Below are 21,372 nucleotides of genomic sequence, written 5' to 3' on the forward strand. Positions count from 1 at the left end.
CCGGCTGCCGGCCGGGCGCCCGTCCGCGTCACGACCCCTGCTGGTAGGCCTGCCAGACCTTCGGCGGGAGGGTCGTGCCCAGCTTGCTCTTCGCGCCGCCGACGCCCTGCATCGGCAGCAGGGCGGGGGTGCCCGCCTTGTTGCGGAACATGGTGACGGCGGTGGTCGGCTCGTTGCTGTCCCCGGCGCCGGGTGCGGGGTCCGGGCGGACGGCCTTCCCGGTCTTCGTGCCGGTGCCGGGACCGAAGCCCGGTTCCGCGGCGGACGGACTGCCGATGAACCACGCCGACTTCATCCGGTCGCCCGGCTCCGTGCGCCCGGCCGCCACCGGCTGCTCGGGTCCCAGCCCGCCGTCCCGGCCCAGGGTGAGCCAGCCCATGATCAGCAGGGAGCCCGACACCTGCTCGGCGACCTTGGCATCGAGCACCTGCTCGGCCTTGGGACGGCCCAGCCCCGGCACCTTCTTGCTGTCATAGGTCATCCCGGACACCGCGTACGGCTCCTGGTGCAGCCCGCCGTTGGCGAAGGTCGTGTAGGCGCTCGCCATCCGGATGGCGCTGGGCGCGGAGGTGCCCAGCGGGAAGGTCTGTTCCAGCTGCGCCATGCTCTCCTTGCGCAGCCCCGACTGCACCGCGAGATCCCGGATCCGCTCCAGCCCGACCCGCTTCCCGGCCTGGACGAAGGGCGGGCTCTGGCCCATCAGCAGGGCCCCGCCCAGCTTCTCGGCCGGGGTCTGCTCGCCGTCCGCCGGCGCGGCCTTGCGGTCCTCGCCGTCCTCGCCGTCCTCGGCCTCCTCCTGGAGCGCGGCCGCCAGCACGAACGGCTTGAAGGCGGACCCGGCCGGGACCGCCGAGGTGTCCGCGTTGTTGCTGAAGTGCTTGGTGGCGTCCGGACCGCCGTACAACGCGACAATCGCCCCGTCACCGGGGCGTACGGAAGCCGCGCCGAACTGCACGAATTCATCGGCCTTGCGGTGCTTCGGATCGATCTCCTTCCGGCGGACATCGTTGACGGCCTTTTCCAGGCGGCGGGTGCGCTCTTTGTCGAAGGTGGTGTGTATGTGATAGCCGCCGCGCGCCAGATCCTTGTCGGTCAGCCCGGTGCGGGCCCTGATGAACTTGTTGGCGACATCGATGAGATAGCCGGTCTGGCCGGCCTGGCTGGTGGGTTTCGACAGTTTCCGGGGCTCGGGGAAGGTGCGGTACTTCGCCCGCTCTTCCTTGCTCATCTTCCCGGTGGTGACCTGCCGGTCGAGTATCCACTCCCAACGCGCCACGGCCCGTGCGTGATTGGCCTTGCTCAGCCCCGGGTCGTACTGCTCCGAACCCTTCAGCACGGCGGCCAGCACGGCGCCCTGGCTGGGATTCAGCCGGTTGGCGTCAATGCCGTAATACGCATGGGCGGCGGCCTCGATTCCATAAGAATCGCGGCCGAACCAGCTGGTGTTGAGATATCCGCGCAGAATGTCGTGCTTGGACTTCTGGTTGCTCACCTTCAGCGAGATGATGAATTCCCGCACCTTGCGGGTGACCGTCTGGTCCTGTGAGAGATAGGTGTTCTTCACATACTGCTGGGTGATGGTGGAACCGCCCTGGGTCTCCCCACCGGAGACCATGCTGACCACGGCGCGGCCGATGCCCTTGAAGGAGACCCCGGAATCGCTGTAGAACGTTTCGTTCTCCGCCGCGATCACGGCGTTCTCCACCGAATCCGGCACCTTGTCCAGGCTGACGTTCTGCCGGTTGACGGCACCCACGCTCACCATTTCGCTGCCGTCGGACCAGTGATAGACGGTGGCTTGCTTGCCCGCCAGTTCATTCTCGTCAGGCACGTCGATCTTCGCGTAGACCACAGCTAACAGCCCGGTCAGGCCGAGCATGCCGAGCGCGAGGGCCCCGAGCCACTGACGCCATGACGGCAGCCAGCGGCGCGGGCCCTCCCGCCCCTGCCGCGGATAGTCGAGGAACCGGCGACGCCCCTTCGTTCCCTTCATACCCGGATAGAGACGGCGGCCCCCGCTCCGGTTGCCGAGCTAACAGAACGCTCACAATCGGCCTGCCACCAGGGAGAACAGGGTGCGGGATACGGCCCGGAAACGCCTGATGTGGAGGGTGATCTGCGCTCTTGACCGGCTTGTCGCGGGAGATCAAGAGGGAGAATCGGACTCCCGCGAACCCATCGCCGGAGTGTCTCGGGCAACGAGAGCAAGGACGAATTCGAAGACGTGGACAGCAGCACCAAGGAAGGCCGGACGGCGGCCGAACAAGGCGCCGACGGACGGTACGAGACCACCACCGACGAGGTACGAGATGTCTTCGGCTGACCAGGCCACGACCGGGGCCGCGCTCGCCCTTCAGCGGGTGGGCGCCGCCCCGCGCCGGGCCGGGGCGGGCTTCGGCGCACTGGGGTTGGCGTCCCTCGTCGCCATCCTGCCGCTGTGGCTCCTCTGGCCGGACCCACAGCCGCGGCGGACGGCGATACTCGTCGCGCTGGGGTGCGCACTGGTCTGTGCCGGCGGCATCGCCCTGTTCCAGCGCGCGGCAGGGGGGCAGCGGCCGTACGCCGCGATCTCCGTCGCCGAGTTCTCGGGGGCAACGGGCGGCCCTGACGCCGCGGAACCGGACGGGCCGCCCCGGGTGCTGCCCTCGCGCCGGGCTGCGCAGACGCGTTGCCTCGCGTGGTATCTGGGCGTCTGCACCATGCTGGTGACCCTTTTCGCCCTGGTGATAGGCGCGCCCCAGCGGCCGGAACAGATGCAGCGGATCGCCGACGCCGGGGCGGAGTTCGCGGCCGTACCGATCGAGAAGGTCGGCGACGTCGAGCTGCACGATCCGAGCAAGGGCCACGACTACTACACCTCGACGGCGGTCGTCCGGCTCGCCCCGAAGGCGGGCGGGCGGCCGGTGACGGCAACCGTCCATCCGGTCACGCCCGACCGTCCGCGTACCGGGGGCGAGGTATCGGTCCTCTATGCCCCGACACGACCCGGACTGGGCGCCCTCGCGGGGGACGAACGCAGCCTCGGGGATGCGCTGGAGGGCGCCACGATGCGGACCGGTCCCGCCTGGATCGTCGGACTCGTCTGGGCCGCCGGCATCGTCCTCTCCGTGGTCGGCCTTTTCCAGCGCCATGGGTTCCGTTCCTTTTCCCGGCTGGGCCGCGCCGATATGGCGGTACGCGGGAAATATCTGGGGCCTGATTTCTGGCGGCGGGGTGACAGCAAGCAGCCCTGCTTGAAAATTGTCACCGAATCAGCCCGCACCGCGCATTTCCTGAGCACTGTCATGGCGGACCATGTCCCCGATTCCGTGACGGGGCAGTACCTGTGGCTGTGCTGGGACGCGCGCCAGGGCGCCGAGGGCGGGCGATTCTCCGGGGGTGCCACACCGGCGGCGCTGGTGTCCGACGACGGCTGGGTGATGCACGGGATGCTCAAGGCCGACGATGCGCAGATGATGGCCGCCGAGGGCGTCGCCGTCGGAAAGGCCGCTGCGGGCAACGGCGAGCCGCGCGCTCTGCGGCTGTGGGACCCGTACTCCGCCTGGCTGCTTTACGTGCCACCGGCCGTGCCGCTGCTCGCCGCGGTGCTCATCGGCTCCGCCGCGCTGCTGACCTTCGACATCCCGGGCGGCTGGCGCTGGGTGACCGGCATCACCGGCGCCGTCGTCGGGCTGGCTCTCGGCCATCTCGCGATCAACGCGCCCTACCCGTCGATCGTGCGCGCGACCCTGTCCTCCAAGGGGACGGATCCGGCCTAGGGCCGAGGGGGAACGCGTCCCGGAGGGAAAGGGATTGCGGCAGACGAAGGGGCCTGCCCGCGGCATCGCGCCGCGGGCAGGCCCCTTCGCCCGGATTTCCGGACTACCGGATCAGAAGTCGTCGTCGAAGGAGACCGACCCCTCGACGGCGACCTGGTAGGCGGAGGCCCGGCGCTCGAAGAAGTTGGTCAGTTCCTGGACGTTCTGAAGCTCCATGAAGGAGAACGGGTTCTCCGAGCCGTAGACGGGCGCGAAGCCGAGCCGCTGGAGCCGCTGGTCGGCGACGCACTGGAGATACTCGCGCATCGACGCGGTGTTCATGCCCGGCAGGCCCTCACCGCACAGATCGCGGCCGAACTGGAGCTCCGCCTCGACGGCCTCCTTGAGCATGTCGGTGACCTGCTGCTCCAGCTTGTCGTCGAAGAGCTCGGGCTCCTCCTGGCGGACGGTGTCCACCACCGAGAACGCGAACTCCATGTGCATGGACTCGTCGCGGAAGACCCAGTTGGTGCCGGTGGCCAGCCCGTGCAGCAGGCCCCGCGAGCGGAACCAGTACACGTAGGCGAAGGCGCCGTAGAAGAAGAGCCCCTCGATGCAGGCCGCGAAGCAGATCAGGTTCAGCAGGAAGCGGCGGCGGTCGGCCTTGGACTCCAGCCGGTCGATCTTCTCGACCGAGTCCATCCACTTGAAGCAGAACTGGGCCTTCTCCCGGATGGACGGGATGTTCTCCACGGCCGCGAAGGCGGCGGCGCGGTCGTCCGGGTCGGGGAGGTAGGTGTCCAGCAGCGTCAAGTAGAACTGGACGTGCACGGCCTCCTCGAAGAGCTGACGGCTCAGGTACAGCCGCGCCTCGGGGGAGTTGATGTGCTTGTAGAGCGTCAGCACCAGGTTGTTGGAGACGATCGAGTCACCGGTCGCGAAGAACGCGACCAGCCGGCCGATCATGTGCTGCTCACCCGGCGAGAGCTTGGCGAGGTCGGCGACGTCCGAGTGGAGGTCGACCTCCTCGACGGTCCAGGTGTTCTTGATGGCGTCCCGGTAGCGGTCGTAGAACTCCGGGTACCGCATCGGCCGCAGGGTCAGCTCGAAGCCCGGGTCCAGGAGGTTCTTGGTGCCGGTGGTGGCGGTGTGGGCCGCGGCGGCGTTGGTTTCCGGTGCGGTGGGGCTTTCGGCGCGCAGCGCCGTCGTTGAGGGGCGGTGGTCGGGCGACGGGTTGGGCATTACTGGCAGGCCTCGCAGGACTCGGGGTTTTCCAGGGAGCAGGCGACCGCCTCGGGGTCGGTGGCCTGCTGCGGTACGGGCGCGGTCGCGGCGGCGCCACCACGGGCGGACTGGGCGATCCGGGTCGCCGGCCGCGAACGCAGGTAGTACGTCGTCTTGATGCCGCGCTTCCAGGCGTAGGCGTACATCGAGCTGAGCTTGCCGATGGTCGGGGACGCCATGAACAGGTTCAGCGACTGGCTCTGGTCCAGGTACGGCGTACGGGCCGCGGCCATGTCGATCAGCGCGCGCTGCGGGATCTCCCAGGCGGTGCGGTACAGCGCCCGGATCTCCGCGGGGATCCACTCGACGTCCTGCACCGAGCCGCTGGCCTCGCGCAGCGCGTCCCGGGTCCGGGCGTCCCACAGCCCCAGCGCCTTGAGCTCCTCGATCAGATACGCGTTGACCTGGAGGAACTCACCGGACAGCGTCTCGCGCTTGAAGAGGTTGGAGACCTGCGGCTCGATGCACTCGTACACGCCCGCGATCGAGGCGATGGTCGCGGTCGGGGCGATCGCCAGCAGCAGCGAGTTGCGCATCCCGGTCGTGGCGATACGGGTGCGCAGCGCCGCCCAGCGGTCCGCCCAGCGGGGCTCGGCGTTCGGGTAGTGGTCCGGGTGCAGCACGCCGCGGGCGGTGCGGGTCGCGGACCACGCCGGGTGCGGGCCGTGCCGCTCGGCGAGGTCGGCGGACGCCTCGTAGGCGGCGAGCATGATCCGCTCGGAGATACGGGTCGACAGCTCCTGCGCCTCGGGCGAGTCGAAGGCCAGCCGCAGCCGGAAGAAGACGTCCTGGAGGCCCATCAGGCCCAGACCGACCGGGCGCCAGCGGGAGTTGGACGTCCCGGCCTGCTCGGTCGGGTAGAAGTTGATGTCCACCACGCGGTCGAGGAAGGTCACGGCCGTGCGGACGGTCGCGTCCAGCCGCTCCCAGTCCATCTCACCGTGGTCACCCAGGTGCGCGGCGAGGTTGACCGACCCCAGGTTGCAGACCGCGGTCTCCCCGTCGTTCGTCACCTCCAGGATCTCCGTGCACAGGTTGGACGAGTGCACGACCTGGCCGGGCTCGGCGGTCTGGTTGGCGGTGCGGTTGGCGGCGTCCTTGAACGTCATCCAGCCGTTGCCGGTCTGCGCCAGGGTGCGCATCATGCGGGAGTACAGCACCCGGGCCGGGATCTGCTTGAGCGCCCGGCCGTCGGCCTCCAGCTTCCGGTAGGCGGCGTCGAACTCGTCGCCCCACAGGTCCACCAGCTCCGGGGCGTCCGACGGCGAGAACAGCGACCAGTCGGCGTCCGCCTCCACCCGGCGCATGAACTCGTCCGGGATCCAGTGCGCGATGTTCAGGTTGTGCGTACGGCGCGCCTCCTCACCGGTGTTGTCACGCAGCTCCAGGAACTCCTCGATGTCCGCGTGCCAGGTCTCCAGGTAGACGCAGGCCGCGCCCTTGCGCCGGCCGCCCTGGTTCACGGCCGCGACCGAGGCGTCGAGGGTGCGCAGGAACGGCACGATGCCGTTGGAGTGCCCGTTGGTGCCGCGGATCAGCGAACCGCGGGCGCGGATGCGGGAGTACGAGAGGCCGATGCCGCCGGCGTGCTTGGAGAGCCGGGCGACCTGGTGGTAGCGGTCGTAGATCGAGTCCAGCTCGTCCAGCGGCGAGTCCAGCAGATAGCAGGACGACATCTGCGGGTGGCGGGTGCCGGAGTTGAACAGGGTGGGGGAGGAGGGCAGGTAGGACAGCGAGCTGGTGAGGCGGTAGAGCTCCGCCACGTCGTCCAGCGCACGCTCGGTGTGGTCCTCCGCGAGACCGCAGGCCACCCGCAGCAGGAAGTGCTGCGGGGTCTCGACGACCTGACGGGTGGTGGGGTGGCGCAGCAGGTAGCGCGAGTGCAGGGTGCGCAGCCCGAAGTAGCCGAAGCGGTCGTCGGCGCCGTCGGCCAGCGCCCGGTCGACCAGCGCGTCCAGCCGGGCGGCGTGCGCCCGGACGAACTCCGCGGTCTCGTCGGCGATCAGCCCCTCGCGGTGGCCGACCTCGACGGAGGCGGAGAAGGCGACCGCCCCCTGTCCGGCCGCCTCCTCCGAGATCGCGAGGGTGAGCAGCCGCGCCGCGAGCTTGGAGTACTGCGGCTCGTCACCGATCAGACCGGCCGCGGCATCGGTGGCCAGCGACCGCAGTTCGGCCTCGTCGGAGCCGGCGTGCCGGCCGCGGAGGGCGGCGGCGGCCACCTTGCCGGGGTCGGTCGCGGTCAGGTCCTCGGTCAGCTGGGTCAGGGTGCGCAGCAGGGCGACACCCGGCCCGTCCTCGCCCGGACCGCCGTCGGCGGTACCGGGAGGCGTGGCCACCACGGGCGGCACGGCCTCGGCGTCTGACGCGGGCTCCGTTGGCGCGATGGTCACGCGATGCTCTCCCTCACTCGGCGGGGCCGGGAGGGGCGGGCGCGACGGGCGCACGCGAGCATGCGGCACCCCGTGACGGCAGGGGTGCGCGGGCACACCGCGCGGCGTCCACCGGCCCAACCCTCGGGGCCCGGACGTATCGACGACCGCACCCCTTGCGGTGCGGACGTACCGTCGGCAGGTCCTCGGACTACACGGGCACGCGCCCAGGGCCGGTATCCACCCGGCCGAGCGCGCTCCTACACCGTTGCGGGACAGTTCCGGATTCCCACCGGATTCCCCTGCGGCGACAGCGAGGACGAGCATACATGTGGGGGTGGCCCCTCAAGTGCACCCCCACATCTAGTGTGTCGTGAGTGATCACACAGTGTCTGTCAGTGGCCTCGGCTATGGTCGGTTCCACGTTCTGGGCCCTGCTGGGGCAAGAAGGAGGGGGCTCCTTGACCGCGCTCGCCGACCGGCCGCACATCCTGGAGACCGGGCATTTCGAAGAGGCCGCCCGGATATTCGCCTGCCTGGAGCAGGGCGCGCGGCTGGAGTTCATCGACGGGAAGATCAGGAGCAAGGCGGTACCGGACCGGGACCACGGTCGCATCATGGAGTGGCTGACGCGAATCTGCGTCCAGGCGCGCCCCGAGCTGTGGCTCTATCCGGACCAGGGACTGAAGGTGCAGGCGCACCGCGGCGGCCGCGCCCGTCCTGATGGCGAACTCGCTCCCAAGGGCGCCTTCGCGGCCCAGGGGGCATGGGCGGATCCTGAACCGGTGCTCATGGTCGTCGCGGTGACCTCCCATGACTCGGACACCGATCAGCGTGATCGGGTGGAGAAACCTCGGGTGTACGCGGAGACAGGCGTCCCGCTCTATCTGCTCGTCGACCGGGAAGCCTGTCAGGTTTCGGTCCGCAGCGAGCCCGACGGCGGGCGCTACGAGATCATGCACACCGTCTCGTTCGGCAAGTCGCTCCACCTCCCCGACCCTGTCGGCATCACCCTCGAAACCGAGCAGCTGAAGAACTGGGTGAGCTGAACCCGCCCACGACAACGGGCCGCCCCGTCCCCGGAGGAACGAGACGGCCCGTTGGCAGGGGCCTGACGGTGGCTCAGTGGCCGGCCGGTGCGCCCGCTCCTGCTGTGGCCGGCGGGAGTTCGGCGGCGACGCCCTGGTCGCCGGCGTCCGCCGTGTAGTCGCCGGGGCTGGTCTCGTCGATGCCCTCGGGGGCCTTGGCGGCCTTGAGGGCGAAGGTCAGGACGACGGTGACCACGACGTTCAGGACGAAAGCGGTCAGACCGATGTAGCCGATCTCACCGATACCGGGGATCTCCTTGCTGGAGCCGCCGAAGTGCTTCTGGGTCGGGCTGGCGACGCCGTAGGCCGCGAGCGTGCCGTAGAGCATGCCGACCGCCCAGCCGGCCAGCAGCGCCCAGCGGTGGAACCAGCGGGTGAAGAGGCCGCCGACCAGGGAGGGCATGGTCTGGAGGATCCAGATGCCGCCCAGCAGCTGGAAGTTGATCGCGACGGTCTTGTCCATGGTGAGGACGAAGACCAGCGCGCCGACCTTCACCAGCAGCGAGACCAGCTTGGCGACCTTGTGTTCCTGCTCGGGCGTGGCGTCCGGCTTGAGGAAGTCCTTGTAGACGTTGCGGGTGAAGAGGTTGGCCGCGGCGATCGACATGATGGCCGCGGGCACCAGCGCGCCGATGCCGATCGCGGCGAACGCCACACCGGAGAACCAGCTCGGGAACATGTCCTCGAAGAGCTGCGGGATGGCCAGCTGCGGGTTGCCCTGGATGTCCGTACCGGCCTTGATCGCCATGAAGCCGAGCAGCGCCAGCAGGCCCAGCATGAGGGAGTACAGCGGCAGGATGGTGGTGTTGCGGCGGATCACATTGCGGCTGCGCGAGGACAGCGTCGCGGTGATCGAGTGCGGGTACATGAAGAGCGCCAGCGCCGAGCCGAGCGCCAGGGTGGCGTACGCCCACTGGGCGTTGGGGCCGCTGATCAGTTCGCCGCGCGGTTTGCCGGGGACGGCACCGGGCTGGGCCAGCGCCTTGCCGGCCGAGTCGAAGATCGAGTCGAAGCCGCCCAGCTTGATCGGGATGTAGATGATCGCCACCACGATGACGAGGTAGATCAGCCCGTCCTTGACGAACGCGATCAGTGCCGGCGCCCGCAGCCCCGAGGAGTAGGTGTACGCGGCCAGCACGGCGAACGCGATCAGCAGCGGCAGGTCCTTGACGAACCAGTTGGTGTTCTCCCCGCCGCCGATGCCCATCACGTCCAGGACGGCCTGGATGCCGACCAGTTGGAGGGCGATGTACGGCATCGTGGCCAGGATGCCGGTGAGCGCCACGGCCAGCGACAGGCCCTTGGAGCCGAAGCGGCCGCGGACGAAGTCGGAGGTGGTGACGTAGCCGTGCTTGTGCGAGACCGACCACAGGCGGGGGAGGAACGTGAAGATGAGGGGGTAGACCAGGATCGTGTACGGCACGGCGAAGAAGCCGGCCGCGCCCGCCGCGTAGATCGCCGCCGGGACGGCCACGAACGTGTAAGCGGTGTAGAGGTCCCCGCCCAGCAGGAACCACGTCACCCAGGTGCCGAAACTGCGGCCGCCCAGGCCCCATTCGTCGAGGTTGGCGGACTCCTCGGCCTTGCGCCAACGCGCGGCCAGGAACCCCATGACCGTCACGGCCAGGAAGAAGAAGATGAAGACGGCCAGGGCGACGCCGTTGACGCCCTGGGTCTGGGAAGCGGCGAGCGCGCTCGTGGGAGTCACTGGTCCGCACCGCCCTTGCGGGCGCGCTGCTCACGCTGCACGAGCTTGTAGGCGAGCATGGTGAGCGCGGTCGAGATCAGCACCCACAACATCTGGTACCAGTAGAAGAACGGGATCCCGATGAGGGTCGGCTCGATCTTGGCGTACGAGCTCACCCACAGCATCGCCACGAACGGAGCGATCAGGCAGAGCCCGGCCACCACACGCGTGGGCGTGACGACCTGTCTGCGAACCGGTGATGCGGCTGACTGGGTCATGACCGTGGCTCCGTCCCCTGGCTGTCTCCTGTGCGATCGGCTGGAAATCTATGGCAGGGCAGTGGCGCGCGTCACTAGCTGTCCGCATATCGGTATCAAGAATCCACCCGGGCGCGACCTGCGCCGCCGCCCTTCTGGGTGGGGCAGGACAGCGGGAAGGCCGGGCGGAACGCGCTCCGCCCGGCGCGGGTCGTGGGTCAGTCCGTGGGGCGCTGCAGCCGGGCGACGAACTTGTAGCGGTCGCCGCGGTAGACCGAGCGCACCCACTCCACCGGCTGCCCCTGCGCGTCGAGCGAGTGCCGGGAGAGCATCAGCATCGGCAGTCCGACATCCGTGCCCAGCAGACCGGCCTCGCGCGGGGTGGCCAGGGAGGTCTCGATGGTCTCCTCGGCCTCCGCCAGCCGGACGTCGTACACCTCGGCCAGCGCGGTGTAGAGGGAGGTGTACTTGACGAGGTTCCGGCGCAGCGCGGGGAAGCGCTTCGCCGACAGATGGGTGGTCTCGATGGCCATCGGCTCTCCGCTGGCCAGCCGCAGCCGTTCGATGCGCAGCACCCGGCCGCCGGTGGCGATGTCCAGCAGTCCGGCGAGCCGGTCGTCCGCCGTGACATAGCCGATGTCCAGCAGCTGGGAGGTCGGCTCCAGGCCCTGGGCCCGCATGTCCTCCGTATAGGAGGTCAGTTGCAGGGCCTGGGAAACCTTGGGCTTGGCGACAAAGGTGCCCTTGCCCTGGATGCGCTCCAGCCGGCCCTCGACCACCAGCTCCTGGAGGGCCTGACGCACCGTCGTCCGCGAGGTGTCGAACTCCGCCGCGAGGGTCCGCTCGGGCGGTACCGGGGTGCCGGGCGGCAGGGTCTCGGTGATTTCCAGCAAGTGCCGCTTGAGCCGGTAGTACTTGGGCACCCGTGCGGTCCGCGTGCCGCCGCTCTCGGTACTGCTGCCCCCGTCCGTGTCCATGACCCGCCTCTCCGACTCCTGTCGTGCTGCCGTCACCGGCGCCTCCGTACGTAGCGGCTCACATCGTGGCACGGGTGGGTTTCCCGCGCTCTCTTACAGGTCCCGGCCCGCCGGATGTCGGTCCGGTAACGGACCTGACAGCGACTCTTATACACCCTTGACACCTCTAAAGGTCTAGGCCAAGCTGCGGGCACTGGTCTAAACCATTAAAGACCACACACCCGGCCTTTGGGGGGAGAGCGCAATGAAGCGTGGACTCATGGCGGCGACGGCGGTCACGGGAATGCTGGTGGGTGTCACCGCCTGCGGGTCCGGCGGCGGCACGAAAACGGGCGCGGACGGCTTCAAAGGCCAGAAGCTGACCGTCTGGGTGATGAATGGTTCGAATCCGGCGCAGTGGACCGAGCAGGTCTCCGCGCAGTTCAAGAAGAAGACCGGCGCCACCGTCGAGTTCAAGGTCCAGCAGTGGAACGGCATTCAGCAGAAGCTGAGCACCGCCCTTTCCGAGGACACCCCGCCGGACGTCGTCGAAATCGGCAACACCCAGACCGCCGCCTATGCCAAGGCCGGTGCCCTGGCCGAAGTCGGCGATCTGAAGAAGGAGATAGGCGCCGACTGGAATGACGCCTTCAACAAGGCGTCGCTCGTGGACGGAAAACAGTACGCACTCCCGTGGTTCGCCGGAAACCGGGTGGTGATGTACAACAAGAAGATCTGGGCCGAGGCCGGACTCAAGGGAACTCCCCGGACCCGCGGTGAGCTCTTCAGGGCCTTTGCCACCATCAAGAAGAAGACCGACGCCGAGCCGCTGTATCTCCCCGGCCAGAACTGGTACTTCTTCGACGGTCTGACCCTCGGCACCGGCGCCGACCTGGTGAAGCGGCAGGGCGGCAAGTGGGTCTCCAACCTCGGCGATCCCAAGGTCGCCAAGGCGATGGACATCTACAAGCAGTACCAGGCCTTCAGCACCGCCCCCAAGAACAAGGACGAGGCCACCCCGCAGCAGGCCGAGGTCTTCGCCAAGGGCCGTACCGGCGCCCTCATCGCCATGGGCTACGAGGCCGCCACCGCCCTCAAGGCCAATCCGGAGATGAAGAAGGACATCGGCTTCTTCACCATCCCCGGTGAGACCGCGGACAAGCCGGAGGGCGTTTTCCTCGGCGGCTCCAACTTCGCCGTCGCCGGAATGGGCAAGAACCAGGAACTCGCCAAGGAATTCCTGAAGGTCGCCCTCTCGAAGCAGAACGACCGGCAGATGGTGAAGGAATCCGGCTGGGCCCCGAAGTCCCCTGACCTGGCCGACGCCGCCCAGCAGAATCCGGCCGTGGCGGCCGCCGCGCCCGCGGCGGAGAAGTCCGGCGGTACCACACCGCTGATTCCCCAGTGGGCCGCGGTGGAGAACATTCCTAACCCGATCAAGAGCTATATGACGGCCGTTCTGGGCGGTAAGTCCCCGGCCGATGCGGCCAAGGACATCGAGCCCGAGATCAACGCACGGCTCGCCAAGCAGTAACGGACGCCCGGGGGCGCGCCCATCAGGGCGGCGGGTGCCGGCCGGCCGTCCCCGGCCGGCACCCGGGCACCGCGCACGCACCGAGTTCTGACGGGATACGAGGGGGAGCAGGGCCCATGGCAGTGCAGCTCGACGGTGCGGTGGACCAGACCGCGCCGCGGACCGGCAAAGGCGGCGCACCGCCCACCCGGCGCGGCGGCGGCAGCCGGCGGCCCGCGCGCGGCGCCCCCTATCTCCTGCTGCTGCCGGCCCTGCTCGCGACCGCGGTCTTCCTGGGCTGGCCCATGGTCCGCAACCTCCTGCTCTCTTTCCAGAACCTCAATATGAAGGAGCTGATCCAGCACTTCACCGACTGGCGCGGAATCGGCAACTACCAGGAGATCCTGGGCAGCGAGCAGTTCTGGCGGGTCACCCTCCGCACTCTCGTCTTCACCGCAGTCAATGTCGTCCTGATCATGGTCCTCGGGGTGCTGATCGGTCTGCTGCTGGCGCGGCTCGGCACGAAAATGCGCCTCACGCTCTCCGCCGCGCTGGTGCTGGCCTGGGCGATGCCGGTGATCGCCGCCACCACCGTCTTCCAGTGGCTCTTCGACTCCCGCTACGGCGTCGTCAACTGGCTGCTGGACACGCTCGGCCAACACGGTATGGCCCACTACGACTGGGTCGGCAGCCAGCTGTCGACGTTCTTCGTCATCACCGTACTGATCGTCTGGCAGTCGCTGCCCTTCGTGGCCCTCAACCTCTACGCGGCCACCACGACCATCCCCAGGGAGCTCTACGAAGCGGCCCGGATGGACGGCGCCGGCAGCTGGCGGGTCTTCACCTCCGTCACCTTCCCCTTCCTCAAGCCGTTCTTCCTCGCGACGACGTTTCTGGAGGTCATCTGGGTCTTCAAGGCGTTCCCGCAGATCTTCGCCATCAACGAGGGCGGCCCCGACCGGCTCACCGAGACGCTGCCGATCTACGCCTTCACCGAGGGCGTCGGCAATCTCCACTTCGGCATGGGCGCCGCGATCTCCCTGCTGACGATCGTGGTGCTGCTGGCCATGACCGCGTACTACCTGCAGCTGACGGTTACCCAGGAACAGCAGGAGGAGAACGAGCTGTGAAGCACTCTCTGGCCGGCCGTTTCTGGCCCAATGCCACGGCGGCCGTGCTCGCCCTCGGCTTCCTCTTCCCGGTCTACTGGATGTTCAACACGGCCTTCAAGCCGACCCGGGACATCATCACCGAGGACCCCGTGTGGTTCCCCGTCCACGGCACCCTCGAACACTTCGCGACGGCCGTGCACGCCCCGGACTTCTGGATCCTGGCGGGCAATTCGGTCCTGGTGACCGTCCTGGCCGTCGGATTGTCGCTGGTGATCGCCCTCTGCGGGGCGTTCGCCCTGACCCGGATGCGCTTCCGGGGCCGTAAGGGCATCCTGTTGACGTTCATGGTCGCCCAGATGGCTCCCTGGGAGGTCATGGTGATCTCCATCTACCTGATCGTCCGGGACGCCGACCTGCTCAACAGCCTGCTGCCGCTCACCTGCTTCTACATGCTGATGGTGCTGCCCTTCACGCTGCTGACGCTCCGGGGCTATGTCGCCGCGGTGCCCAAGGAGCTGGAGGAGTCCGCGATGGTCGACGGCTGCTCACGCCGCCAGGCGTTCCTCAAGGTGGTCTTCCCGCTGCTGGCGCCCGGTCTGATGGCCACCTCGCTCTTCGGATTCATCACCGCCTGGAACGAGTTCCCGCTGGTGCTGGTCCTCAACAAGGAACCGGCCATGGGCACCCTGCCGTTGTGGCTCTCGCAGTTCCAGACCCGGTTCGGGGACGACTGGGGTGCCACCATGGCCGCCGCCTCGATCTTCGCCGTCCCGATCCTGGTCCTCTTCCTGTTCCTGCAACGCAAGGCGGTCGGCGGTCTCACCTCCGGCGCAGTGAAGGGATAACGCAGCTCATGACGCCTCTCGTACGCTCCGTACGCCCCGCCGACACCCTCACCCGCGACGCCCTCGCCGTCCTCCAGCCCGGCTTCACCGGCACCACCGCGCCCGACTGGCTGCTGCGGCGGCTCGGCGAGGGGCTGGTCTCGGTCGGCCTCTTCGGCCGCAATGTCGCCGACCCGGCCCAACTCGCCGCCCTCACCGGCCGGCTGCGCGCCGAACGCGAGGAACTGATCGTCGCCATCGACGAGGAGGGCGGCGATGTCACCCGCCTCGAAGTGCGCGGCGGCTCCTCCTTCCCCGGCAACCATGCGCTCGGCGCCGTCGACGACACCGAGCTGACCCGCGCGGTCGCCCGCGAACTCGGCCGCCGGCTGGCCGACTGCGGTATCAACCTCAACTGGGCGCCCTCCGCCGACGTCAACTCCAACCCCGCCAACCCGGTCATCGGCGTCCGCTCCTTCGGCGCCGATCCGCAGCTGGTCGCCCGGCACACCGCCGCCTACGTCGCGGGCCTCCAGTCCGCCGGCGTCGCCGCCTGCACCAAGCACTTCCCCGGCCACGGCGACACCGCCGTCGACTCGCACCACGATCTGCCGCGTATCGCCGCCGGTCTGCCCACCCTCCAGCAACGCGAACTGGTGCCGTTCCGCGCCGCCGTCGCCGCCGGCACCCGGGCCGTGATGAGCGCCCACATCCTGCTGCCCGCGCTGGACGCCGAGCACCCGGCCACGCTCAGCCCGGCCGCGCTGCACGGTCTGCTGCGGGCCCCCGAAGCCGAGGGCGGCCTCGGCTTCGACGGGCTGATCGTCACCGACGGGATGGAGATGCAGGCCATCTCCGCCACCTACGGCATCGAGCGCGGCAGCGTGCTCGCCCTCGCGGCCGGTGCCGACGCCATCTGCGTGGGCGGCGGGCTGGCGGACGAGGGCATCGTGCTGCGGCTGCGAGACGCCCTGGTGCGGGCGGTGCGCGAGGGCCAACTGCCGGAGCAGCGGCTCGCCGACGCCGCGGCACGGGTGCGCGCCCTGGCCGACCGTGCCCGGCGCACGGGTGCGGGGGAGGGGGCCGTGCCCGCCCCCGGTATCGGCCTCACCGCGGCCCGGCGCGCCCTGCGCGTCACCGCCGCCGGCCCGTACCGGCCCCTGGCCGAGCCCGTCCACGTCGCCGCCTTCACCCCCCTCGCCAATATCGCCGTGGGCGACGAGACCCCCTGGGGCGTCGCCGCCGAACTGGCCCGCCTGCTCCCCGGCACCGAGACCGCCACCTGCACCGCCGAGGCCGCCGCCGCGGCCGGTACCGCCGCTCTGGTCGACGGCCTGCTCACGGCGGCCGCCGACCGCCGCCTCGTCGCCGTGGTCCGCGACGTCCACCGCCACCCCTGGATGGCCGACGCGCTGCACACCCTCCTCGCCGCCCGCCCCGACACCGCCGTCGTCGAAATGGGCGTCCCCCAGGCCCCACCCCAAGGCGCCCTCCACGTCGCCACCCACGGCGCGGCCCGCGTCTGCGCCCAGGCCGCGGTCGAAGTCCTCACGGGCCGGAGGCCGTCGCCCGACGCGTGATCAGGCGCACCGGCCCCCGTCCGGACGGGACCGAGGGCGCCGCGGAGACCGTCGTGCCCCCCGGGGGCACGGTTGCGGTCCCCTGCCCCCTCTTCCCCCCCCGGCAGCGCCTACAGGCCCTGCCACTCCGGCTTCGCCGCATACGTGGCGCGGAAGTAGTCCGCGAGCTTCAGCTTGGCGGCCGCGGCCTCGTCCACGACGACCGTCGCATGCGGGTGGAGCTGTAGTGCCGAGGCCGGGACCAGTGCGGCGACCGGGCCCTCCACGGCATGGGCCACCGCGTCGGCCTTGCCCTCGCCGGTGGCGAGCAGCACCAGATGGCGGGCCTCCAGGATGGTGCCGATGCCCTGGGTGATGACGTGGTGCGGCACCTCGTCGAGGCTGTCGAAGAACCGGGCGTTGTCCTCCCGGGTCTGCCGGGTCAGCGTCTTGATGCGGGTACGCGAAGCGAGCGATGAGCAGGGCTCGTTGAAGCCGATGTGCCCATCGGTGCCGATACCGAGCAGCTGGAGGTCCACACCGCCCGCCTCGCGCAGCGCACTGTCGTACGCCTCACAGGCGGCCTGCACCTCCTCGGCCGCACCATCGGGGCCCATGAAGGACTCCTCGGCGAGACCGAGCGGTTCGACCACCTCGCGCAGGACCACCGAACGGTAGGACTCGGGGTGCCCGGCCGGCAGTCCGACGTACTCGTCGAGCTGGCAGATACGCGCCCGCGAGGCGTCCACGTCGCCTGCCCGGACCTTCGCCGCCAGCGCCTCGTAGATGGGCAACGGGGTGGAGCCGGTGGCCACACCGAGCAGTGCGTCGGGCTTACGGCGCACCAGGGTGGCGATGGCCTCCGCGATCAGCTCGCCGCCCGCCACGGCATCCGGAACGATGACAACTTCCACGCTTGGCCTGCCGTTCTGGAGAGATCCATGTGGTATAGACCAATCTAGCAGAGCGTGACCTCCGGAACCCGTCGCCACATCCGAACGGCCGGTCAAGTTTCCCGGCGTCCGGTACGCCTCCGGTGCGGGCTGCCGGCGGCCCGCACCGGCAGCCCGTCCCGCCGTACGGCACTCCGTCAGAGCAGCGCCCCGCCCGTCGCGTCGATCCACTGCCCCGTCACCCAGCGGCTGTCGTCCGAGGCGAGGAAGGCCACGATGTCGCCGATGTCGGTCGCGTCCGCGATCCGGCCCAGCGGGGATATCCCACTCACCTGCTGCCGCGCCGCGGCATTGGCCTCGCCGCGCAGCCATCCGGCATTCATATCGGTGTTCACCGGGCCGGGCGCCACCGCGTTGACCGTGATCCCCCGCGGGCCCAGGTCCTTGGCGAGCGTCGAGGTGAAGACGTCGATCGCGCCCTTGGTCATGGCGTACGCGATCAGCTCGGGCTTGGCCGCGCCCCGCGTCAGGCCGGTCGAGGTGTTGATGATCCGCCCGCAGTCCCGGAGCCGGGGCAGTGCCTGCTGGGTGATGAAGAACGGCGCCCTGGTGTTGACCGCGAAGAGGGCGTCGAAGTCCTCCGCCGTCACCGCGTCGATCCGCTTCAGGGTGCCGTCGACGGCCTTGTTGATCCCGGCGTTGTTGACCAGGATGTCCAGCCCCTCGGCCTGCGCGTCGAACGCGGCCCACAGTGCTTCGGCGTCCCCCGGCACCCCCAGCTCGGCCTGGAGCGCGAAGGCCTGACCTCCTGTGGCCTCGATCGCCGAGACCGTCTCCTTGGCTGCGGTCGCGTCCCGGCCGTAATGCACGCCGACCCGCGCGCCCTCCCTGGCGAGCCGTTCCGAGACGGCCCGGCCGATCCCCCTGCTGCCGCCGGTCACCAGTGCCGTCTTGCCGCTGAGCGCACTCATGCGGTGCCCCTCCCCGATCCGTACGCGGATGTCCCTGACGTATGCGGATGCGCGCCGACGTGCACCGACGCACGCGCCCCCGCGCCGAGCGCTTTCTATATCGCTCGTTACAGAAAAACCGTAGCACGCGTTCCGTACCGACCGCTATAAAATTCTTTCCATGGCGACCAAGGAGACGAAGCAGCGCGGGCGGCCCCGGTCCTTCGACCGCGAGACGGCCCTGGAGCAGGCGGTCCGGTCCTTCTGGGAGCGGGGCTACGAGGCCACCTCGATCTCCGACCTCACCCGCGCCATGGGCATCGGCGCCCCCAGCCTCTACGCCGCCTTCGGCGACAAGCGGTCCCTGTTCGGCGAGGTCGTGGCCGAGTACGGGCGGCTCTACGGAGGCTTCCTCTCCCGCGCCGTGACCGAGGAGCCGACCGCCCGCCGGGGCGTCGAACGGGCCCTGCGCGAGGCCGCGGCCGAGTACACCCTGCCCGGCCGCCCCCGCGGCTGCCTGGTCATCAGCGCCGCCCTGAACATCTCGCCCGCCTCGGCCGAAGTCGCCGACTCCCTGCGGGAGATGAGGCTCGCGAACGTCCGGGAGATCGCCGCCGCCATCCGTGCGGACATCGCCTCCGGCGAGCTGCCCCCCGATACGGACGCCGGCGCGCTGGCCGCCTACACGGGCGCCGTCATCCAGGGCATGTCCCAGCAGGCACGCGACGGCGCGGAGCGGACGGAGCTGGCGGCGATCGCCGAGCTGGCGCTCAAGGCGTGGCCGCGGAAAACGGGCGGCGAGGTCCGCTGAAGACCCCCGGAAGCACCCGCGGGCCGCGGCGCCGGGACAGGACCCTCAACCTGTCCGGCACCGCAGCCCGGAGCTGACATCGGCCGACCCCGTTCAGCGGGCGGGCGGCGCCCCTGTGTGCGGTAGGGGTGCATCCCGTCCTGGGACCGGTCGATCGGAGGCCTCGGCGCAGTCAGGGCAGAGAGCGCCTTCGGCCTCGTTCCGCTCTCCTGTGCGGGGAGGGCGGAGGCCTTTGCTGAATTCTGGACTAGACCATTCTTACTTGTCCATGCCCGTGCAGATACAACACATACACCGTACGCCGGTAGGCTCCAAGACGTGCCCTCCATGAACGATCTCGTACGCCAGCACACCGCTCTGAGCGACACCGACCTCGAGTGGCTCCATCTGCTGGTCTCGGAGTGGCAGCTGCTCTCCGACCTCTCCTTCGCCGATCTCGTGCTGTGGGTGCCCACCCTGGACGGCACGCGCTATGTATCGGTGGCCCAGATGCGGCCCAATACGGGTCCCACCTCCTACCAGGACGATATGGTCGGCCATCTCGTTCCCCGGGGCCGCCGCCCGATGCTGGACTCCGCCCTGGACGAGGGCCGCATCGTGCGCGAGGGCGACCCGGAGTGGCGGGAGGAGGTGCCGGTGCGGGTCGAGTCCATCCCGGTGCGCCGCGAGGGCCGGGTGCTCGGGGTGATCGCCCGCAACACCAATCTGCTGACCGTACGCACCCCCAGCCGGCTGGAGCTCACCTACCTCCAGAGCGCCTCCGACCTCGCCCAGATGATCGCTGCCGGATCGTTTCCCTTCCCCGGCCAGCAGGTCGACATGGATGCCTCGCCGCGTGCCGGCGACGGACTGATCCGGCTCGACGCGGAGGGCATCGTCCAGTACGCCAGCCCCAATGCCCTCTCCGCCTATCACCGGCTCGGCCTCGCCGCCGACCTGGTGGGCCACCATCTGGGCCAGGCCACCGCCGAACTGGCGCCCGCCCGCGGCCCGGTGGACGAGGCGCTGGTCAAGCTCGCCAGCGGCTGGGCCCCCAGGGAGTTCGAGGTCGAGGGCGACGACGGCGTGATCCAGCTGCGCGCCATCCCCCTCAAGCCCAAGGGGACGCACATCGGTTCACTGGTCCTGCTGCGCGATGTGACCGAACTGAGACGTCGCGAGCGGGAGCTGATCACCAAGGACGCCACCATCCGGGAGATCCACCACCGGGTGAAGAACAATCTCCAGACGGTCGCCGCGCTGCTGCGCCTCCAGTCCCGCCGGATGGATTCCGAACAGGGCCGCGAGGCGCTCAACGAGGCTGTACGCAGGGTCGGTTCGATCGCGATCGTGCACGAGACGCTGTCCCAGACCCTCGACGAACGGGTCGAGTTCGACGAGATCGCGGACCGGGTGCTGGCCATGGTCGCGGAGATCTCCCCGGGCAAGGTGACCACCCGCCGCACCGGACGCTTCGGCATCCTGGACGCCGAGGTGGCCACCCCGCTGTCGATGGTGCTCACCGAGGTGCTGCAGAACGCCCTGGAGCACGCCTTCGACCAGGTGGAGCGGGGTGTGGTCGAGGTCGGCGCGGTGCGTGGCGGCAGTCGTACCGAGCCGCGGCTGCTGGTCACCGTCCAGGACAACGGCCGCGGGCTGCCCGAGGGTTTCGATCCGCATCGCACCGGAAACCTGGGGCTCCAGATCGTACGGACCCTGGTGGAGGGGGAGTTGGGCGGAAAGTTCGACATGGTGCGGGCGCCGGAGCGCGGTACGCAGGTCATCCTCGACGTCCCGGTGCGCGCCGAGAAGCAGCACTGAGATACGGGGCCGGCGGCCGCGCCGGCCCCGGCCCTGAACAGCAGGAAGCCCCGGACCATGCGGTCCGGGGCTCAAAGCTGTGTCGATGCGATAACGACCGGGCTTGTCAGCGCCGGGGGTGCATCGGGTGTACTGCGCGCTGCGGCTCGGGGGCCACGGGGCTGCTGGCTCAGGCGCTGGCGTTGCGCGCCCGGTTGCGAGCTGCACGGCGCTTCATCGCGCGGCGCTCGTCCTCGCTCAGACCACCCCAGACGCCGGAGTCCTGGCCGGACTCGAGCGCCCACTGCAGGCACTGCTCCATGACGGGGCAGCGGCGGCAGACGGCCTTGGCTTCCTCGATCTGCAGCAGCGCAGGACCGGTGTTGCCGATGGGGAAGAAGAGCTCGGGGTCTTCCTCGCGGCAAACGGCGCGGTGACGCCAGTCCATGGCTGCTCCATCTCCTCGTATGACGGGATCATTGCTTGTGAATGTGAACGCTTTCACGAATCCCTCCACAAGGGAAGGGCCGAAATCCAGTCGTGAACTGGCGCG

The 21,372-nt window shown here is 69.7% G+C and carries 17 protein-coding genes and 1 riboswitch; of the genes, 8 read left to right on the forward strand and 9 right to left on the reverse strand.

The window, feature by feature from the left end; genetic code table 11:
* Positions 1-28: 28 nt before the first annotated feature.
* The gene (locus QT196_RS26750; RefSeq protein WP_266733572.1) at positions 29-1,993 is read right to left on the reverse strand and encodes a transglycosylase domain-containing protein; all 1,965 of its coding nucleotides are present in this window, start codon (positions 1,991-1,993) and stop codon (positions 29-31) included.
* 316 nt (positions 1,994-2,309) lie between these two features.
* On the opposite strand from QT196_RS26750, the gene QT196_RS26755 reads away from it, so the two are divergent.
* Positions 2,310-3,758, forward strand: coding sequence for a hypothetical protein (locus QT196_RS26755; protein WP_266733570.1), 1,449 nt, complete (start codon positions 2,310-2,312; stop codon positions 3,756-3,758).
* Positions 3,759-3,869: 111 nt separating this feature from the next.
* Here the strand turns inward: QT196_RS26755 and QT196_RS26760 are convergent, their stop codons facing one another.
* Both QT196_RS26760 and QT196_RS26765 read right to left on the reverse strand, forming a co-directional pair.
* Positions 3,870-4,979: a ribonucleotide-diphosphate reductase subunit beta gene (locus tag QT196_RS26760; RefSeq protein WP_266733568.1), complete on the reverse strand. Its 1,110-nt coding sequence runs from the start codon at positions 4,977-4,979 to the stop codon at positions 3,870-3,872.
* Entirely contained in the window at positions 4,979-7,411 is a 2,433-nt protein-coding gene (locus QT196_RS26765) for a ribonucleoside-diphosphate reductase subunit alpha (protein ID WP_266733566.1), read from the reverse strand. The genes QT196_RS26760 and QT196_RS26765 overlap by 1 nt, the downstream gene beginning before the upstream one ends.
* 180 nt (positions 7,412-7,591) lie before the next feature.
* Positions 7,592-7,692, reverse strand: a riboswitch (cobalamin riboswitch).
* Between the two features lie 159 nt (positions 7,693-7,851).
* Here QT196_RS26765 and QT196_RS26770 point away from each other — a divergent pair.
* Positions 7,852-8,439: a Uma2 family endonuclease gene (locus QT196_RS26770; protein WP_168481310.1), complete on the forward strand. Its 588-nt coding sequence runs from the start codon at positions 7,852-7,854 to the stop codon at positions 8,437-8,439.
* A gap of 73 nt (positions 8,440-8,512) precedes the next feature.
* On the opposite strand, the gene mctP is transcribed toward QT196_RS26770, so the two are convergent.
* The 3 genes from mctP to QT196_RS26785 form a co-directional block, all read right to left on the reverse strand.
* A complete protein-coding gene (gene mctP / locus QT196_RS26775) occupies positions 8,513-10,186 on the reverse strand; it encodes a monocarboxylate uptake permease MctP (protein ID WP_211117430.1) in 1,674 nt (557 codons plus the stop codon).
* On the reverse strand, positions 10,183-10,443 hold the full coding sequence (locus QT196_RS26780) for a DUF3311 domain-containing protein (protein ID WP_085922829.1): 261 nt from the start codon (positions 10,441-10,443) through the stop codon (positions 10,183-10,185). Before QT196_RS26780 ends, mctP begins: the two co-directional genes overlap by 4 nt.
* Positions 10,444-10,640: 197 nt before the next feature.
* On the reverse strand, positions 10,641-11,399 hold the full coding sequence (locus tag QT196_RS26785) for a GntR family transcriptional regulator (RefSeq protein WP_168484010.1): 759 nt from the start codon (positions 11,397-11,399) through the stop codon (positions 10,641-10,643).
* Between the two features lie 244 nt (positions 11,400-11,643).
* Between QT196_RS26785 and QT196_RS26790 the strand changes: the two genes are divergently transcribed.
* From QT196_RS26790 to QT196_RS26805, 4 genes are all read left to right on the forward strand, one after another.
* Positions 11,644-12,912 (forward strand): extracellular solute-binding protein, encoded by a 1,269-nt coding sequence (locus tag QT196_RS26790; protein WP_168481311.1) that lies wholly within the window; start codon positions 11,644-11,646, stop codon positions 12,910-12,912.
* Between the two features lie 116 nt (positions 12,913-13,028).
* The gene (locus tag QT196_RS26795) at positions 13,029-14,021 is read left to right on the forward strand and encodes a sugar ABC transporter permease (RefSeq protein WP_266733562.1); all 993 of its coding nucleotides are present in this window, start codon (positions 13,029-13,031) and stop codon (positions 14,019-14,021) included.
* A complete protein-coding gene (locus QT196_RS26800) occupies positions 14,018-14,848 on the forward strand; it encodes a carbohydrate ABC transporter permease (RefSeq protein WP_168481313.1) in 831 nt (276 codons plus the stop codon). Before QT196_RS26795 ends, QT196_RS26800 begins: the two co-directional genes overlap by 4 nt.
* Before the next feature lie 8 nt (positions 14,849-14,856).
* Positions 14,857-16,407 (forward strand): glycoside hydrolase family 3 N-terminal domain-containing protein, encoded by a 1,551-nt coding sequence (locus QT196_RS26805; protein ID WP_266733559.1) that lies wholly within the window; start codon positions 14,857-14,859, stop codon positions 16,405-16,407.
* A 110-nt stretch (positions 16,408-16,517) separates the two neighbouring features.
* Here the strand turns inward: QT196_RS26805 and nagB are convergent, their stop codons facing one another.
* Together nagB and QT196_RS26815 are read right to left on the reverse strand one after the other, a co-directional pair.
* A complete protein-coding gene (gene nagB, locus QT196_RS26810) occupies positions 16,518-17,300 on the reverse strand; it encodes a glucosamine-6-phosphate deaminase (RefSeq protein WP_168481314.1) in 783 nt (260 codons plus the stop codon).
* Positions 17,301-17,476: 176 nt separating this feature from the next.
* Entirely contained in the window at positions 17,477-18,250 is a 774-nt protein-coding gene (locus tag QT196_RS26815; RefSeq protein ID WP_168481315.1) for an SDR family oxidoreductase, read from the reverse strand.
* 160 nt (positions 18,251-18,410) lie between these two features.
* Here QT196_RS26815 and QT196_RS26820 point away from each other — a divergent pair, with 160 nt between their 5' ends.
* Positions 18,411-19,040, forward strand: a complete 630-nt coding sequence (locus QT196_RS26820) for a TetR/AcrR family transcriptional regulator (protein WP_266733556.1) — start codon at positions 18,411-18,413, stop codon at positions 19,038-19,040.
* Positions 19,041-19,367: 327 nt separating this feature from the next.
* On the forward strand, positions 19,368-20,840 hold the full coding sequence (locus QT196_RS26825; RefSeq protein WP_168484011.1) for a PAS domain-containing sensor histidine kinase: 1,473 nt from the start codon (positions 19,368-19,370) through the stop codon (positions 20,838-20,840).
* 169 nt (positions 20,841-21,009) lie between these two features.
* Here the strand turns inward: QT196_RS26825 and QT196_RS26830 are convergent, their stop codons facing one another.
* Positions 21,010-21,267 (reverse strand): WhiB family transcriptional regulator, encoded by a 258-nt coding sequence (locus QT196_RS26830; RefSeq protein ID WP_003983230.1) that lies wholly within the window; start codon positions 21,265-21,267, stop codon positions 21,010-21,012.
* Positions 21,268-21,372 lie beyond the last annotated feature (105 nt).

The organism is Streptomyces sp. P9-2B-2 (genome assembly GCF_030406865.1).
GTDB lineage: Bacteria > Actinomycetota > Actinomycetes > Streptomycetales > Streptomycetaceae > Streptomyces > Streptomyces platensis.

Bases quoted from the DNA above. Each gene is read 5' to 3' on its own strand.
- QT196_RS26750 (WP_266733572.1), bottom strand. From the start codon at position 1,993: ATGAAGGGAACGAAGGGGCGTCGCCGGTTCCTCGACTATCCGCGGCAG.
- QT196_RS26755 (WP_266733570.1), top strand. From the start codon at position 2,310: ATGTCTTCGGCTGACCAGGCCACGACCGGGGCCGCGCTCGCCCTTCAG.
- QT196_RS26760 (WP_266733568.1), bottom strand. From the start codon at position 4,979: ATGCCCAACCCGTCGCCCGACCACCGCCCCTCAACGACGGCGCTGCGC.
- QT196_RS26780 (WP_085922829.1), bottom strand. From the start codon at position 10,443: ATGACCCAGTCAGCCGCATCACCGGTTCGCAGACAGGTCGTCACGCCC.
- QT196_RS26785 (WP_168484010.1), bottom strand. From the start codon at position 11,399: ATGGACACGGACGGGGGCAGCAGTACCGAGAGCGGCGGCACGCGGACC.
- QT196_RS26790 (WP_168481311.1), top strand. From the start codon at position 11,644: ATGAAGCGTGGACTCATGGCGGCGACGGCGGTCACGGGAATGCTGGTG.
- QT196_RS26795 (WP_266733562.1), top strand. From the start codon at position 13,029: ATGGCAGTGCAGCTCGACGGTGCGGTGGACCAGACCGCGCCGCGGACC.
- QT196_RS26805 (WP_266733559.1), top strand. From the start codon at position 14,857: ATGACGCCTCTCGTACGCTCCGTACGCCCCGCCGACACCCTCACCCGC.
- QT196_RS26815 (WP_168481315.1), bottom strand. From the start codon at position 18,250: ATGAGTGCGCTCAGCGGCAAGACGGCACTGGTGACCGGCGGCAGCAGG.
- QT196_RS26820 (WP_266733556.1), top strand. From the start codon at position 18,411: ATGGCGACCAAGGAGACGAAGCAGCGCGGGCGGCCCCGGTCCTTCGAC.
- QT196_RS26825 (WP_168484011.1), top strand. From the start codon at position 19,368: ATGAACGATCTCGTACGCCAGCACACCGCTCTGAGCGACACCGACCTC.
- QT196_RS26830 (WP_003983230.1), bottom strand. From the start codon at position 21,267: ATGGACTGGCGTCACCGCGCCGTTTGCCGCGAGGAAGACCCCGAGCTC.